We start from the raw sequence: 13,657 nt of genomic DNA, 5'->3' as shown, positions 1-13,657 counted from the left end.
TTTCTTAATAATTAGATTAAGTAGAAGAATGTAAATACGAATACCCACACTAAATCCACAAAGTGCCAATACAAACCAACTTTTTCAATCATTAAATAAGATCCTCTGTGTTCGAAGGTATTATTTAAAGTCATGCACAATACAATAATGTTCAATAGGATACCAATTGATACGTGGAATCCGTGGAAACCAGTAATGGTAAAGAACAAATTGGAGAATTGAAGCGCTGCTGTATAAGAAATATCTTTAGTAAAGTAAGGTTGAAGTGCCTCTACGATTGCGTTTGGATCTGTCAGACCAGTTGCAGGGTTACGACCAAACCAAAATCCTTGATGATGTAAGTGGCTCCACTCGATTGCTTGACATCCAACGAACATCAAACCACCTAAGATTGTCCATAACATCCATTTTACGACTTCATGTTTAGAATTTCGATGTCCTGCTTCAACGGCAAGTACCATCGTAACGGAAGACATAATCAAAATAAAGGTCATGATACCTACGAAAACTAGTGGTTGACCAGATTCAGCGATACCAGGGATAGATTGGAAGATTTTATCCGCATCAATCCAAGTAGGCTGTGCATATTTCTGAGCACCATAATAAATCAAGAATGCAGAGAATGTAAATGCATCTGATACTAGGAAAAACCACATCATGATTTTACCATACTCTAGGTTCCAAGGTGATTTACCTCCGCTCCAAGGTCCTTCTTTTACCTTATCCAATTGCGATACTGTTGTACTCATTGTTTACTGTTATTGATTCAAAAGTAAGAAAACATAAATATATATCCATAATAGATCTAGAAAATGCCAGAATATAGAGGCAAGTTCCATCCGGAAAATGTTGTTATCCAAGGGAATGTTTTTCAACGCTCCGATATAACATCTAACCAACACCAATACTCCGGCTATGATGTGGGCCAAGTGTAAGCCTGTAAATACGTAATATGAACGATTGTGATGCATTGCTGTTGACAAAAGTAATCCCTCTGTTGAACAATACTGACCACGCTTCTACTTGTAAAAAGAAAAACACAATACCTAATACAATAGTAATCAGTAAAAAATGTTTTCTGTTTTGATAATTGGGCAGATTTTACCGCTTTATAAGCTAAATGCATGGTAATGCTGCTCAAAACTATCACTGCTGTACTGTAGATGAATACTTGAGGTAAAATAGTTTTTATCCCTTTATCTACACCACTTGCAGTATACACTATAAATCCACTCGTCAAAGCTGCAAACATCATGAACATACCAATCATCCCAAGCCAAAGATTAAATTTCTTTGCTTTTCTTGATTTTAGTAGTTCTTCATTATACAACTCTTGCTTATCCATTGCAATCTGTAAATCCATTTTTTATTTAAAAGGTATAAAATCAAACAACAACACCAATTGTGTAAGGGGCAAATATGCAAATGAAGTAAACATTATCTTCTTTGCTGTACTTACTTCCATTTTCTGTAAGTGTTGAAATCCGTACCAGGTGAACAACAATCCTCCAGCTAACGATAATAGCGTGAAGACCAATCCTCCTATACCAAAGTACATCGGTAGAAAACCAACCGGGATCATCAATACGCATGAGATAAAAATAAACCATGCTGATAATTTATCCGTTTTCGTCGTTGGCAACAACCTAAATCCTGCTCTTTTGTAATCTTCGTCCGTTACCCAAGCAATAGCCCAAAAATGGTGGGAACTGCCAAAAGAATTGGATGGTGAATAATACTAGCGGAGTTATAACAACTGCTGCTTCACTGACTTCGGCGTATGCTAATCCAAATCCTGCGGATTGGAAAGCGGCATAATATCCGATCAGTGGTGGCAATGCTCCTGGGATTGCTCCAACCCAAACTGCAATTGGAGATTTCTGTTTTAATGGAGTATAGGACAAACGCATATAGGAAGATTGAAAATACAGAAAGTAATCCTGCTATAAAATTCAATTCTACGAGAATCAACGTTCCTGCAATACCCATGAACACGCTTAATATTAAAGCTTGTCCTGTGGTCATTCTTCCTGCTGGAAGTGGTCTGTCTTCGGTTACGCTTCATCAATTTATCAAGATCACGTTCGATGATCTCATTAAATCCATTTGCTGCTCCGGTTACCAAAAAACCCTCCGATGGTCAATAACGCCCAATTAAACCAGATGATATCACCTTGCTGTGTTGCACCTATCAAAAATGATATCGATGCGGAGAACACAACTGTAAGCGTAAGCCTCAGCTTGACAAGTTTGTTAAAATCTGAAATAAATTCCTTCATAATCAAAATATTTCCCTTAAACAGCTTTTGGAGTTAATCCGCTTTCTGGTTTATTTAGGATCAACAATAGATAATATTGCGCTCCTACCAATAAGCTTGCTACAACCAAGTGAACCGTTTGTGCTACAGCGGGAACATGAAACCTTGCCAAAATAATCCCTGATAACATTTGAATACAAACCAATATCAATGAAATCTTAGCATATTTAAACTGAACAGTATTTACCAGAACAGAAGACCTCAGCTTGAAGTATAAGAATACGACTAGAGCTAAAGTAACGTATGCAAGGATTCGGTGAGTATGATATGGTAATCCAATGGAATCAATCCATTCACTACGTTGAACACCTTGTTGATTGAGATGATCGATAATCTCACGAACATCTGTACCAAACACAACCTGAACAACTAATATTACGAGAGATATCAACGTTATCCACGTGAAACTTCTATCGGTATTTTTCAGGAACTGATTGTTTCTCAGTTTAATTGCCCAATAATATGTTTGAATAGCTATACAAACAATTACCAGTGCTAATAGCATGTGAATGGTTATCACCCAAGGGGTAAGATTCGTAGAGACTACGATTGACCCTAACCAGGCTTGTATCACAACGACAATAAGATTAAGAACGCTCCATATTGCTATGGCTTTTTTTCTTTTTCCAATAAGTAAAAGAATATATTGCTGTAAACAGCATACAGAAACCGGCTAAAACTCCAGTTAGACGATTGATATATTCAGTCCAAGTTTTTGCGGCATTGAATTCCTCATGTTCAACGATGGTTTCATCGTGACGAATTTGGTCTGCTAGATGTGAATAGCCAAAGGCTTCGATCAATTTTGCAAAACGCTCATTCTTCTTGATTCTTACCTTCCACATAATGTTGTTCATAGCCTTGCGGCAATTGCGAAACATCTGTTGGCGGTATAATTCTGTTGAAAACATTTCGGCCAATCCGGGCAGCCCATTCCTGAACCTGTACTCCGGACAATACCTCCTGCCGTTATTACTAAAGAAAAGAACGATAATCGTGATCTTGTTTATCCGTAAAAAACGCTTTTCAGCTGCTGGATACATAGATCTCTCCTTTTACATTTATAAAGTATAAAGAGAGGTAGGTATGAACCTACCCTTCTTCTTCTCTGTTATGCTCACGATTGTAAGCCTTTTGAGCTTCAATACCCGCTTCATTTCCATCCCAGTCATGCAATAAGTTTGAGCTCATTGTTTGTGAAAAGTGGTGTACTTTGAGGAATAAAGTCAGCATCATTTCCTGGCTTACTGTAATCATAAGGCCAACGGTATACTGTAGGGATTTCTCCTGGCCAGTTTCCGTGAATATGTTCTACTGGAGTAGTCCACTCCAAAGTATTTGAATTCCAAGGGTTTTGTGGAGCACGTTTTCCGCACCAAATTGAAGCGAAGAAGTTCCACAAGAATGCTACTTGACCAATTGCTGAAACAATTGCAGCCCAAGTAATCAATAAGTTAACTGATACCCATTTCTCCATGAAAGGGAACTCAGTGAATGCATAGTAACGACGAGGAACACCGTCAATACCCATAAAGTGCATTGGGAAGAATACCAAGTAAGCACCGATAAATGTCAACCAGAAGTGGAAGTAACCTAAACGCTCATCCATCATACGGCCGAACATTTTTAGGATACCAATGGTAAACACCACACAACATACCGAAGATCGATGCAGAACCCATTACCAAGTGGAAGTGGGCAACAACGAAATAAGTATCGTGTAAGTTGATGTCTAACGCAGCATTACCCTAAATATAATCCTGTTAAACCACCTGATACGAAGAACGAAACCATACCGATTGCAAACATCATCGCTGGAGTGAAACGGATGTTACCTCTCCATAATGTTGCAATATAGTTGAAGGCTTTTACTGCAGATGGAACCGCAATAATCAACGTGGTGATCATAAACACACCTCCCAAGAATGGACTCATACCTGTTACGAACATGTGGTGACCCCAAACGATGAAAGATAATACAGTAATACCTACCAATGAGTAAACCATCGCATGGTAACCAAAGATTGGTTTACGTGAGTTTGTAGAGATTACTTCTGAAGTTAAACCTAATGCAGGCATAACTACGATATATACCTCAGGGTGACCTAAGAACCAGAACAAGTGTTGGAACAAGATTGGAGAACCACCTTCATTAGGAAGGATCGTACCTTGAACAACTAAGTCTGACAAATAGAATGAGGTTCCTACTGAACGGTCAAAGAATAATAATACTACTGCAGAAACTAATACTGGGAAGGATAATAAACCTACGATTGCAGTTAAGAAGAACGCCCAGATAGTCAGAGGCATTTTCCATAAGTCCATACCTTTAGTACGCATGTTCAATACGGTAGAGATGTAGTTTACACCACCCAATACCTGTGAAGCGATAAATAAAGTCATGGAAATTAACCATAGCGTCATACCCAAACCAGATCCTGCGATAGCTTTAGGCACTGCGGATAGTGGAGGATAGATGGTCCAACCAGCAGATGCAGGGCCACTTTCAATGAAGAAAGATGCAATCATGATAACACAGGCAACAAAGAAGAACCAGTAAGATAACATGTTCATCAATGGCGATGCCATATCACGTGCACCTAATTGATAAGGGATCAATAAGTTACTAAATGTACCAGAAAGACCTGCTGTTAGTACGAAGAAAACCATCATCGTACCGTGGATAGTAACCAATGATAGGAAGAAGTCTGGTCTGATACGACCACCTTCAGCCCATTTTCCTAGGAAAACCTCAAGAATTGGAAACTCGTGGTCAGGCCATGCTAATTGAATACGGAATAAGATCGAAAGGATCATGGCGAAAACTGCCATAATGATACCAGTGATCAAGAATTGCTTAGCAATCATCTTGTGATCTTGGCTGAAGATATACTTCGTCAAGAAGGTTTCATGATGGTGATCATGAGAACCGTGATGAGCTGCGTCGTGCGATATAACTGTAGTTGACATATTCTATTTAAAATTCTCTGTTATATTTAATTGATTGAAGCCGCAATACGATCATTCTTCTCGGTACCTTCGTTTTGAGCGAACTCTTTTTGAAGATCTTCAGTGAAGAATTTAGCTTGTTTACTTAACCACTCTTTGTATTCAGCTTCAGTAACTACTCTTACATTTTTCTGCATGTTATAGTGAGATTCACCACAGATTTTCGCACATAACATTACGAAGTTGTATTGTGGGTCATTCATTTTATCACGCATTTCATCTGTAGTGATAGTCGGAGTAAACTGAAAGTAGTTTGTCATACCTGGTACAGCATTGATTTGAACGCGGAAATCAGGAATATAAAAAGAGTGAATAATATCTTTTGATAAGATGTGGAAACGAACTGGTTTATTAACTGGAATTACAATTTCATCACCTTTCACATCATCCCAAGCATTTTTATCATTGTAATCAATACCGTATGAGTTTAAAGGAGTTGTTAATTTGTAATTACGTTTTCCGAATTCACCGTCTGTTCCTGGGTAACGAACAGTCCACATAAACTGCTCACCCAAAACTTCAACTTGCAAAGCTGATTTTTTCAATTCCTCAGGAATGTTCGTAATTGAACGCCATGTAAAGAAACCGAATAATACTAAAATTGTTAATACAACCGCTGGAACGATAGTCCATAATCTTTCGATTGCATCATTGTGCGGGTAGAAATATGCTTTACGTTTAGCACGCATTCTATAGATGTAGGTAAAGGTAAGCAATGCGATATGCACCAATACCAATACTATAGTAATAATCACCGTAGTGATGATAAACATTCTATCAATATCTTTACCATGCTCAGTTGCAGCTGGTCTCCAAGACCAACTTCCCCATACAGCATATCCGTACCATACAAATCCCAAGAAACCAACTAGGAAGACGAACAATAGAATCGCTTGAAGCGTATTGTTTGCCAATGGATTGTATTTACCATTTACTTTCTTAGTCAATACATAGATTGATTGTACTTTTCCGATTACTGCAACAACAGTACATAATACTAGGAAAAGAAGGATATAATAAGTCAAGTTTTTATAGACTTGAGGATCAATTTTCTTTTCTTCTTTAGTTGTTGTAGCAGCAGGAGTTACCGTACTTCCTGTATTTCCTGATTCGGATACAGTTGCAGAATCTGTAGCAGCGGTAGTTGTTGCTGCAGAGTCAGCAGGAGCAACTGCTGCAGTTGAATCTGCAGTTGCAGCTGGTGCTGCTTGCTCAACCTGAGCCGTATCAGCCGCTTGTTCCTGGATGCTCGCCATCGCAGGAGCAGCAAACAATAGGTTAATAGCTAATAAGCCTCCAAATAAGGACTTAAATCTGTTATGTAATTTAAACTTCATCTCTTATAACACGTTTGAACGTTTTTTCAACTTAATCTCTATTAAATCTGGTGGTGTAAACTTTCATCCAAGAATGGGTGGTTTTTCGGAACCAGAGCGTGTTTGCTCAATTTCGAAAGTACCAAGAAAGTGAATAATCCAGCAAATCCTATTGCAGTACCAATTTCGATAATGCCAAATCCTCTGTGAGTATCAACAGTACCTGGCATAATCATGATATAATAGTCTAACCAGTGACCTAACAATAATATGATCGCAACGATTAACATGTGGTTTTCTCTACGTTTCATATCGCGGTCAACCAATAATAATAATGGCGCTACAAAATTAATAATAATGCTTAACCAAAACCAAGGTTTATATTCTGGTTCCCAACGTTTGTAGAAGTAAACTGTTTCCTCTGGAATGTTTGAATAATAGATCAACATAAATTGAGCAAACCATACATAAGTCCAGAAAATTGAGAAACCGAACATTAATTTTCCTAAGTCATGAAGGTGGTTTTCATTCACCCATGACATATAACCAGCTTTCTTAAGTAAGATCAGGATTACTGTAATAACTGCAAGACCACTAACCCACATTGCTGCGAAGTTGTACCATCCAAACATAGTAGAGAACCAGTGAGCCTCTAGAGACATGATGGTATCAAATGACCAAATTGGAGTAGTGAATCCGAAGATTACTAGGAATATAGCTGATAATTTAAAACTTTTCTTGTAAGAATTCAAGCCACCTGCTAGGTCTTCATTGTATGACAATTTAGCTAAGATGTAAGCAAAGATGCTATAGCTTCCCATGAATAGGATTTGACGGATCAAGAATCCTGGTACATTTAAGAAAGCTGCTTTACCAGCAACTAATTTATCATAGTTAGGGCTGTTAGGATCTGTCAATCCTTCAGCATGCCAGTGGTGGTATAAATTATGAGTTGTTAAACCTAGAGCAACAATTACTAATAAGATGATTGATGCAATTGGAAGTATGCTCGCCATTGCTTGCGGGATACGGATTAATCCTGCAGACCAAGCTGATTGAGTTACTAACTGTAGGGCAACGAAGAATGCTCCAGCTGCACATACACAAGTAAAATAATATCCCATCAATAATAAATTGGCATATGTACGCTCAACCATTATATGGTCACCTGATAATAAGCCAAAAGCTATTGCGGCTATTCCTACAACGATAGCAACTAAACTAAGTACCTTAGCGATACCTGCGAATTTAAATTGCTCGTTGAAATTATAATCGTGATGATGATTGTGAGTTCCCATTTATAATATCGATGTTAAATTATTTTTTTTGTAATTCGTGAACATACATTACCACTTTCCAACGATCTTCTGGAGAAATCTGCGAAGCGTGAGAGCCCATTGCATTGTATCCATAAGTGATTGTGTGGTAAATTTTACCATCAGTCAATTGCGACATTTGACCACCTCTAGAAGAAGGGGTACCTGCCGATTGTTGGAATGACGGTGGCGGCGGGAAGTTTTCCAATGCACGCTTACCTCTTGAATCCTCTACTTCTCTATCTTTCGTAATTGTTCCATCTCCTGCTCCTTCTTTACCATGACAAACTGCACAGTAAGTAAGGAATAGGGTTTCACCTTGTTTCAAGTTTTCAGCATTTGCAATCAATGGATTTTTAACTTCCAATCCTGCACGCTCATATTCCTCTACAGAGTTTCCGTAATCGAAGCGTTCGAAACCGATTGGGTTTGAACCTTGCGGAGGTGTTTGAGCAGTACTGTTATTTTTAAAGTTTGGGTTTTGTTGATCCGGGTTAAAAGCAATCGGATCATACATATTTCTTGAGAATTCCCAACCTGCACTGCGAGTTGTGCCATCTCCACATGAAGAAACAACTGCTGTTAAAGCTACAGCAACACATACAGCTCCAAGAAAATTCTTCTTATTCATAACTAACATATTTTCTTTCATTGTATTTAACTTCTACTGCTCCGGCTTCTTTCAATAAACCATCGATTAACGTATGATCTGTGTTTTCTTGTGCATCAATAGCAATGATAAAACGATCATCTGTAGCTCTTAGATCCATAACGCGTGGTGCACGTCCTGGGAATAAGTGGTTACGATAGAAAAATGTTGCTACCATACCTAAGGCACATAATAAAATAGTTACCTCAAATGTTACTGGAACAAAGTTTGGCAATGGCATCGATGGCTTACCACCAATGTTCATCGGCCAATCATATGACATGGTATAGAACAATAGACTGAATCCTAAAATTGTACCCAAAGCACCAAAAATAAATGCTGCAATCGGTAAACGTGATGGTCTAACACCTAGCTTAGCCTCGATCCCGTGGATTGGCATTGGTGTATAACAATCATAAATGCTGATGTTGTTAGCTTGCAACTTGTCAATCCCGTGCATCATATCATCAGGATCAGCAAAACTACCTACTATATATTTTGTATTGCTCATTGCTTTTATTTTTGACGTAATGCTTTAATATCCGTTTCTGTTACTGTATCATATTTCTCCAAAGAGTTTCTGAAGAATTCAACTTGCTCCTCAGGGAAAGCTCCTTCTTGAACTGTTTTAGTTTTGTGCTGTAAGCTTGAGCTCTTCAACAACAATTTAACCTCTGCGATCGCAATACCTGGTAAGAAACGAAGGAACAATAAGAACAATGTAAAGAACAATCCAATTGAACCTACGAAAATACCTACATCCACCCAAGTAGGATAGAACATCGCCCATGATGATGGTAGGTAGTCACGGTGCAATGAAGTAACGATAATTACAAAACGCTCAAACCACATACCGATGTTCACGACAATTGACAATACCCAAGAGATAGGAATACTTGTACGGATTTTCTTGAACCAGAATAACTGTGGTGAGATTACGTTACAGGTCATCATCGCCCAGTATGCCCATGCGTAAGGTCCCGCGATACGGTTAGCAAATGCATACATTTCATATTCTGAACCTGAGTACCATGCAATAAACAACTCAGTTAAATAAGCAATACCTACGATCGATCCAGTTACCATGATGATCTTGTTCATTGCTTCGATGTGGAACATCGTGATATAGTCCTCGAAGTTCATTACTTTACGTAAGATCAACAATAAGGTCTGTACCATCGCAAATCCTGAGAAAATCGCTCCAGCAACGAAGTATGGAGGGAAGATCGTCGTGTGCCATCCAGGGATTACCGAAGTTGCAAAGTCCATGGATACGATAGTGTGTACTGAAAGTACTAGTGGAGTTGAAATACCTGCTAAAATCAAGGAAACAATCTCAAAACGTTGCCAAGTTTTAACGGAACCATTCCAACCGAATGATAAAATTGAATATACTCTTTTCTTAACTCCAGAAGCGCGGTCACGAACCGATGCGATATCTGGCAATAGACCACAGTACCAGAATACTAATGATACAGTGAAATATGTTGAGATCGCGAACGCATCCCATACAAGTGGAGAGTTAAAGTTTACCCATAATGATCCAAATTGATTTGGCAATGGGAAAATCCAGTATGCTAACCAAGGACGACCCATGTGAGCAACAACGTAAGTCGCAGCACAAGATAACGGCAAAGATAGTCATCGCCTCAGCCGATCTGTTGATGGAGTTACGCCAGTTCTGGCGGAAGATTAATAATACTGCGGAGATCAAAGTACCAGCGTGACCAATACCAACCCACCATACGAAGTCGGTGATATCCCATGCCCAACCTACTGTCTTGTTTAATCCCCAAGCGCCGATACCCGTCCAGAACGTGTATCCAACACTTATTACCCATAACATAGCGCCTAATGCGGCAACGGTGAAGCCGATCCACCATGCTTTGTTGGGTTTATTTTCAACCGGAAGTAAGATATCATCTGTAATCTTTGCATAGGTGATATCCTTGCCGGTGATTAATGGTTCTCTTAATATTGATTCGTTATGCGATGACATAGTTATTTTATTTCAGTCTAGAATAAATTATGCTTCAAATGTGTTTCTTACCTTCGTCATGTAACCAATATTCGGTTGAACATTGATCTCTTCAAGAACATAGTATATACGCTCATTGCGCAATGCTTTTGAAACTTCTGATTCAGGATCGTTAGCATCTCCAAAGATGATTGCATTTGCTGAACAAGCTGCTTGACAAGCCATTTGGATGTCGCCATCCTTAACTCTACGGTTTTCAACCTTAGCTTGCAATTTACCAGCTTGGATACGTTGGATACACATTGAACATTTCTCCATAACCCCACGAGAACGTGTAGTCACATCCGGATTCAATACTAATTGAGTGAACTCGTTGTTCAAGTAATTGTCGAAACGAGAATCATTCCAGTAGTTAAACCAGTTGAAACGACGTACTTTATATGGACAGTTGTTTGCACAGTAACGAGTACCGAAACAACGGTTATAAGCCATGTGGTTAAGACCTTCAGATGAGTGAACTGTCGCTAACACTGGACAAACAGTCTCACATGGAGCGTGCTCACAGTGTTGACACAACATTGGTTGGTGAACAACCGTTACATCTTCGTAATCTAATCCTTCTGCCTTAGCAATCTCTTTCTCTTCTGTTAATTTACCTTCACCTGTATTTAGTGTGTAGTAACGGTCGATACGCAACCAGTGCATTTCACGACGACGGCGAACCTCATCACGTCCTACAACCGGAACGTTGTTTTCAACGTTACATGCTACGATACAAGCACCACAACCTGTACAAGCATTCAAATCGATTGCCATCACCCAACGGTGACCAGGTTGTTCAAATTTATTCCACAAGTCATAAGTTTGGTGCGTATCAGCGAAACGACCAGACTCAGAGTTAGGATCTTTTAAATAATTTGCAAATGAAGTTTCGCGAATAATGTTACGACCTTCAATAGTGTGGTGAGTTTGTGTTTGAGCTAATTCGTAGATACCAGAAGCTTTAGAAACTGAAAGCTTTTGATGCGAACTGAATTGTACCATTCACTAAACTTGCAAATGGATAAGCATTAACACCTACATTATTACCTGCTTTACCAACTTTCGTACGACCATATCCAACTGCAACAGAAACAGTTCCTCTTGCTTGACCTGGTTGTAACAACACTGGTAAAATCAACTTTATATCCGTTTGCCTCTACTGTAACTTTTCCTGTTTCTTTAACACCTAGCTCTTCAGCATCTGCTGGGTTGATAGCTGCATAGTTATCCCAAGTTACTTTTGAAACTGGGTCAGGCAATTCTTGTAGATAAGCATTGTTTGCCCAACGTCCGTCTCTTAAGTTTGGAGACTCATAGATTTTCAATTCAACACCACCAGCAACACGCTTCGCGTCGTTTGCAATTGCCGCAGCTGCAGCATTCACATCAACGTTTGCAGCATATGCCGATCCTGTAGCTGAACCTTTGAATACGAAACCTTGTTGTAAAACATCTTTCCAAACTTTTCCAGTTCCTGCCAAGATGTTTGTTTCCCAGTTTTCTTTCACAAAGTCATGGATTGGTTTGTTAACACCAGCCCAATTGATTAAACTTTGCTCTGCTTGACGTGTATTGAACACTGGATTGATAGTCGGTTGAACGATTGTGAACAATCCTTCTTTAGCCGAAGCATCACCCCAAGACTCAAGGAAAGTGCTGTTTGTAGCGATTGCCTTCAACTCAGAAGAAGTCTCATCAGCGCGATCAGCAAAAGATACGGTATAATCGATTTTTGCGATAGCAGCTTTTACGTCGTCAGCTTTGAAGTAATCATAAACAGGGTTTGTGTTCCAGAAAATTGCCACACCTACTTGACCAGCTTTCGCTGCAGTCAAGAAAGCTTGGAATGCTGAATCCGAACCTTGATATTGTTTTGAGAAATTATCTAAATCAATGATAGAACCGTAAGCGCCAAGAGCTGTGTTGATAGCATTTGTCAATGCTTGAACGTTTGTATCGTTCGATCCAGAAACAACTACTGAAGTACCTCTAGCATTTACTAGTTCTTTTGCTGCCAATGCAATTGCTGTTTTAGCTTTTGCATTGTTTGTACCACCAGCTACTGATTGTCCAGTAATAGCATTGTACAAACTGATCAATACGGCTCCTTCTTCTGAAGGTTTGATCGCAATACGAACGTCAGCATTTGAACCAGTCATGGAAAGACCAGATTCAAATTGAATATGACGTGACATCTTACCACCTTTTAGTGATTTATGGTCACGGTTTTTAATATAATCTTGTGTATGTTCTTCACCAGCTAACCAAGTTCCCAAGAAATCAGCTGCTACTGACACTACTACTTGCGCTTTGTCAAAATGGTATGAAGGAATAACAGCTTTACCGAATGAAGCTCTGTTAGCTTCGATGATACCGCTGTAAGATACTGCATCAACTTGGATATGTTGAGTTGCAGGATATTTAGTTGCTAGAGCAGCGATCGCAGCCAATGATGATGGGCTGTTGATTGTATTAGAAACAATTGTGATTTGTTTTCCTGCTGCTTGCGCTTTATTCAATGCATCAACTACTGCTTGGTCTAATTTTGCCCAATCTACATCTTTACCACCGATTTGTGGATTTTGTAGTTTAGACATATCATAAAGATCAAGAACTGAAGCTGCTGTTGAAGCATCAGTACCTTGGTTTAATCCGATTGCATTAGGGTTTGCCTCCAATGAGATTGGTCTACCTTCTCTTGTTCTTACGATTACACTTTGACCATTGAAAGATGAAGCGTAAAAGTTAGGAACACCTGGAGTTACTTCTTCTGGTTTGATAACATAAGGTACCGCCTTGTGAATTGGCGTACGGTTACAAGCTGCCAATGTTACAGCTCCTAAACCAAAACCTAAAGCTTTCAAAAAGTCACGACGAGGTGTCTTGGTACTTAAACCAGCTTCATTTAAGACATCTTCTACGGGAATAGGCTCAGCAAACTCACTCTTGCTTCCGTCAACAAAAGCAGGAGTTTGATTCAATTCCTCTAAACCTTTCCAATATTTTTTATTGCTTTCCATTTAAGCTAT

At 39.1% G+C, this 13,657-nt stretch carries 13 protein-coding genes and 3 pseudogenes; all 16 read right to left on the bottom strand.

The window, feature by feature from the left end:
* Positions 1-11 precede the first annotated feature (11 nt).
* The gene (locus FGL31_RS02205) at positions 12-749 is read right to left on the bottom strand and encodes a cytochrome c oxidase subunit 3 (RefSeq protein WP_099372745.1); all 738 of its coding nucleotides are present in this window, start codon (positions 747-749) and stop codon (positions 12-14) included.
* A gap of 9 nt (positions 750-758) precedes the next feature.
* On the bottom strand, positions 759-971 hold the full coding sequence (locus FGL31_RS24305) for a cytochrome c oxidase subunit 3 (protein ID WP_232046195.1): 213 nt from the start codon (positions 969-971) through the stop codon (positions 759-761).
* Positions 914-1,363: a hypothetical protein gene (locus FGL31_RS02200; RefSeq protein WP_232047196.1), complete on the bottom strand. Its 450-nt coding sequence runs from the start codon at positions 1,361-1,363 to the stop codon at positions 914-916. The genes FGL31_RS24305 and FGL31_RS02200 overlap by 58 nt, the downstream gene beginning before the upstream one ends.
* A gap of 3 nt (positions 1,364-1,366) precedes the next feature.
* On the bottom strand, positions 1,367-1,642 hold the full coding sequence (locus tag FGL31_RS28715; RefSeq protein ID WP_317130948.1) for a UbiA prenyltransferase family protein: 276 nt from the start codon (positions 1,640-1,642) through the stop codon (positions 1,367-1,369).
* 4 nt (positions 1,643-1,646) lie between these two features.
* A pseudogene (locus tag FGL31_RS28710) lies at positions 1,647-2,025 on the bottom strand (UbiA family prenyltransferase).
* 71 nt (positions 2,026-2,096) lie between these two features.
* Positions 2,097-2,279 (bottom strand): hypothetical protein, encoded by a 183-nt coding sequence (locus FGL31_RS28705; RefSeq protein ID WP_317130947.1) that lies wholly within the window; start codon positions 2,277-2,279, stop codon positions 2,097-2,099.
* A 16-nt stretch (positions 2,280-2,295) separates the two neighbouring features.
* Positions 2,296-2,901, bottom strand: coding sequence for a COX15/CtaA family protein (locus FGL31_RS24300; RefSeq protein WP_232047123.1), 606 nt, complete (start codon positions 2,899-2,901; stop codon positions 2,296-2,298).
* A 4-nt stretch (positions 2,902-2,905) separates the two neighbouring features.
* On the bottom strand, positions 2,906-3,361 hold the full coding sequence (locus FGL31_RS30235; protein ID WP_446677059.1) for a hypothetical protein: 456 nt from the start codon (positions 3,359-3,361) through the stop codon (positions 2,906-2,908).
* A gap of 49 nt (positions 3,362-3,410) precedes the next feature.
* Positions 3,411-5,288: pseudogene (locus FGL31_RS02185) on the bottom strand (cytochrome c oxidase subunit I).
* 26 nt (positions 5,289-5,314) lie between these two features.
* Positions 5,315-6,664: a cytochrome c oxidase subunit II gene (locus tag FGL31_RS02180; RefSeq protein WP_232046194.1), complete on the bottom strand. Its 1,350-nt coding sequence runs from the start codon at positions 6,662-6,664 to the stop codon at positions 5,315-5,317.
* 41 nt (positions 6,665-6,705) lie between these two features.
* Positions 6,706-7,941 (bottom strand): quinol:cytochrome C oxidoreductase, encoded by a 1,236-nt coding sequence (locus tag FGL31_RS02175; RefSeq protein ID WP_099372741.1) that lies wholly within the window; start codon positions 7,939-7,941, stop codon positions 6,706-6,708.
* Positions 7,942-7,960: 19 nt separating this feature from the next.
* Entirely contained in the window at positions 7,961-8,590 is a 630-nt protein-coding gene (locus FGL31_RS02170) for a c-type cytochrome (RefSeq protein WP_306473189.1), read from the bottom strand.
* Positions 8,583-9,119 (bottom strand): DUF3341 domain-containing protein, encoded by a 537-nt coding sequence (locus FGL31_RS02165; protein WP_099372739.1) that lies wholly within the window; start codon positions 9,117-9,119, stop codon positions 8,583-8,585. The genes FGL31_RS02170 and FGL31_RS02165 overlap by 8 nt, the downstream gene beginning before the upstream one ends.
* A 5-nt stretch (positions 9,120-9,124) precedes the next feature.
* Positions 9,125-10,607 (bottom strand): annotated as a pseudogene (gene nrfD / locus FGL31_RS02160) (NrfD/PsrC family molybdoenzyme membrane anchor subunit).
* Between the two features lie 27 nt (positions 10,608-10,634).
* Complete coding sequence (locus tag FGL31_RS28700; protein ID WP_317130946.1) at positions 10,635-11,630, bottom strand: 4Fe-4S dicluster domain-containing protein; 996 nt, start codon at positions 11,628-11,630, stop codon at positions 10,635-10,637.
* A gap of 50 nt (positions 11,631-11,680) precedes the next feature.
* Positions 11,681-13,648, bottom strand: a complete 1,968-nt coding sequence (locus FGL31_RS02155; protein ID WP_317130945.1) for a TAT-variant-translocated molybdopterin oxidoreductase — start codon at positions 13,646-13,648, stop codon at positions 11,681-11,683.
* Between the last annotated feature and the right edge of the window lie 9 nt (positions 13,649-13,657).

Source organism: Sphingobacterium daejeonense, assembly GCF_901472535.1.
In the GTDB taxonomy this organism is placed as follows: Bacteria; Bacteroidota; Bacteroidia; order Sphingobacteriales; family Sphingobacteriaceae; genus Sphingobacterium; species Sphingobacterium daejeonense.
The sequence above is the reverse complement of the archived record's forward strand: the minus strand, read 5'-3'. Positions and strand labels throughout refer to the sequence as shown.

Bases quoted from the DNA above. Each gene is read 5' to 3' on its own strand.
- FGL31_RS02180 (WP_232046194.1), bottom strand. From the start codon at position 6,664: ATGAAGTTTAAATTACATAACAGATTTAAGTCCTTATTTGGAGGCTTA.
- FGL31_RS02175 (WP_099372741.1), bottom strand. From the start codon at position 7,941: ATGGGAACTCACAATCATCATCACGATTATAATTTCAACGAGCAATTT.
- FGL31_RS02170 (WP_306473189.1), bottom strand. From the start codon at position 8,590: ATGAATAAGAAGAATTTTCTTGGAGCTGTATGTGTTGCTGTAGCTTTA.
- FGL31_RS02200 (WP_232047196.1), bottom strand. From the start codon at position 1,363: ATGGATTTACAGATTGCAATGGATAAGCAAGAGTTGTATAATGAAGAA.
- FGL31_RS02205 (WP_099372745.1), bottom strand. From the start codon at position 749: ATGAGTACAACAGTATCGCAATTGGATAAGGTAAAAGAAGGACCTTGG.
- FGL31_RS30235 (WP_446677059.1), bottom strand. From the start codon at position 3,361: ATGTATCCAGCAGCTGAAAAGCGTTTTTTACGGATAAACAAGATCACG.
- FGL31_RS02165 (WP_099372739.1), bottom strand. From the start codon at position 9,119: ATGAGCAATACAAAATATATAGTAGGTAGTTTTGCTGATCCTGATGAT.
- FGL31_RS28705 (WP_317130947.1), bottom strand. From the start codon at position 2,279: ATGAAGGAATTTATTTCAGATTTTAACAAACTTGTCAAGCTGAGGCTT.
- FGL31_RS02155 (WP_317130945.1), bottom strand. From the start codon at position 13,648: ATGGAAAGCAATAAAAAATATTGGAAAGGTTTAGAGGAATTGAATCAA.
- FGL31_RS28700 (WP_317130946.1), bottom strand. From the start codon at position 11,630: ATGGTACAATTCAGTTCGCATCAAAAGCTTTCAGTTTCTAAAGCTTCT.
- FGL31_RS24305 (WP_232046195.1), bottom strand. From the start codon at position 971: ATGCATCACAATCGTTCATATTACGTATTTACAGGCTTACACTTGGCC.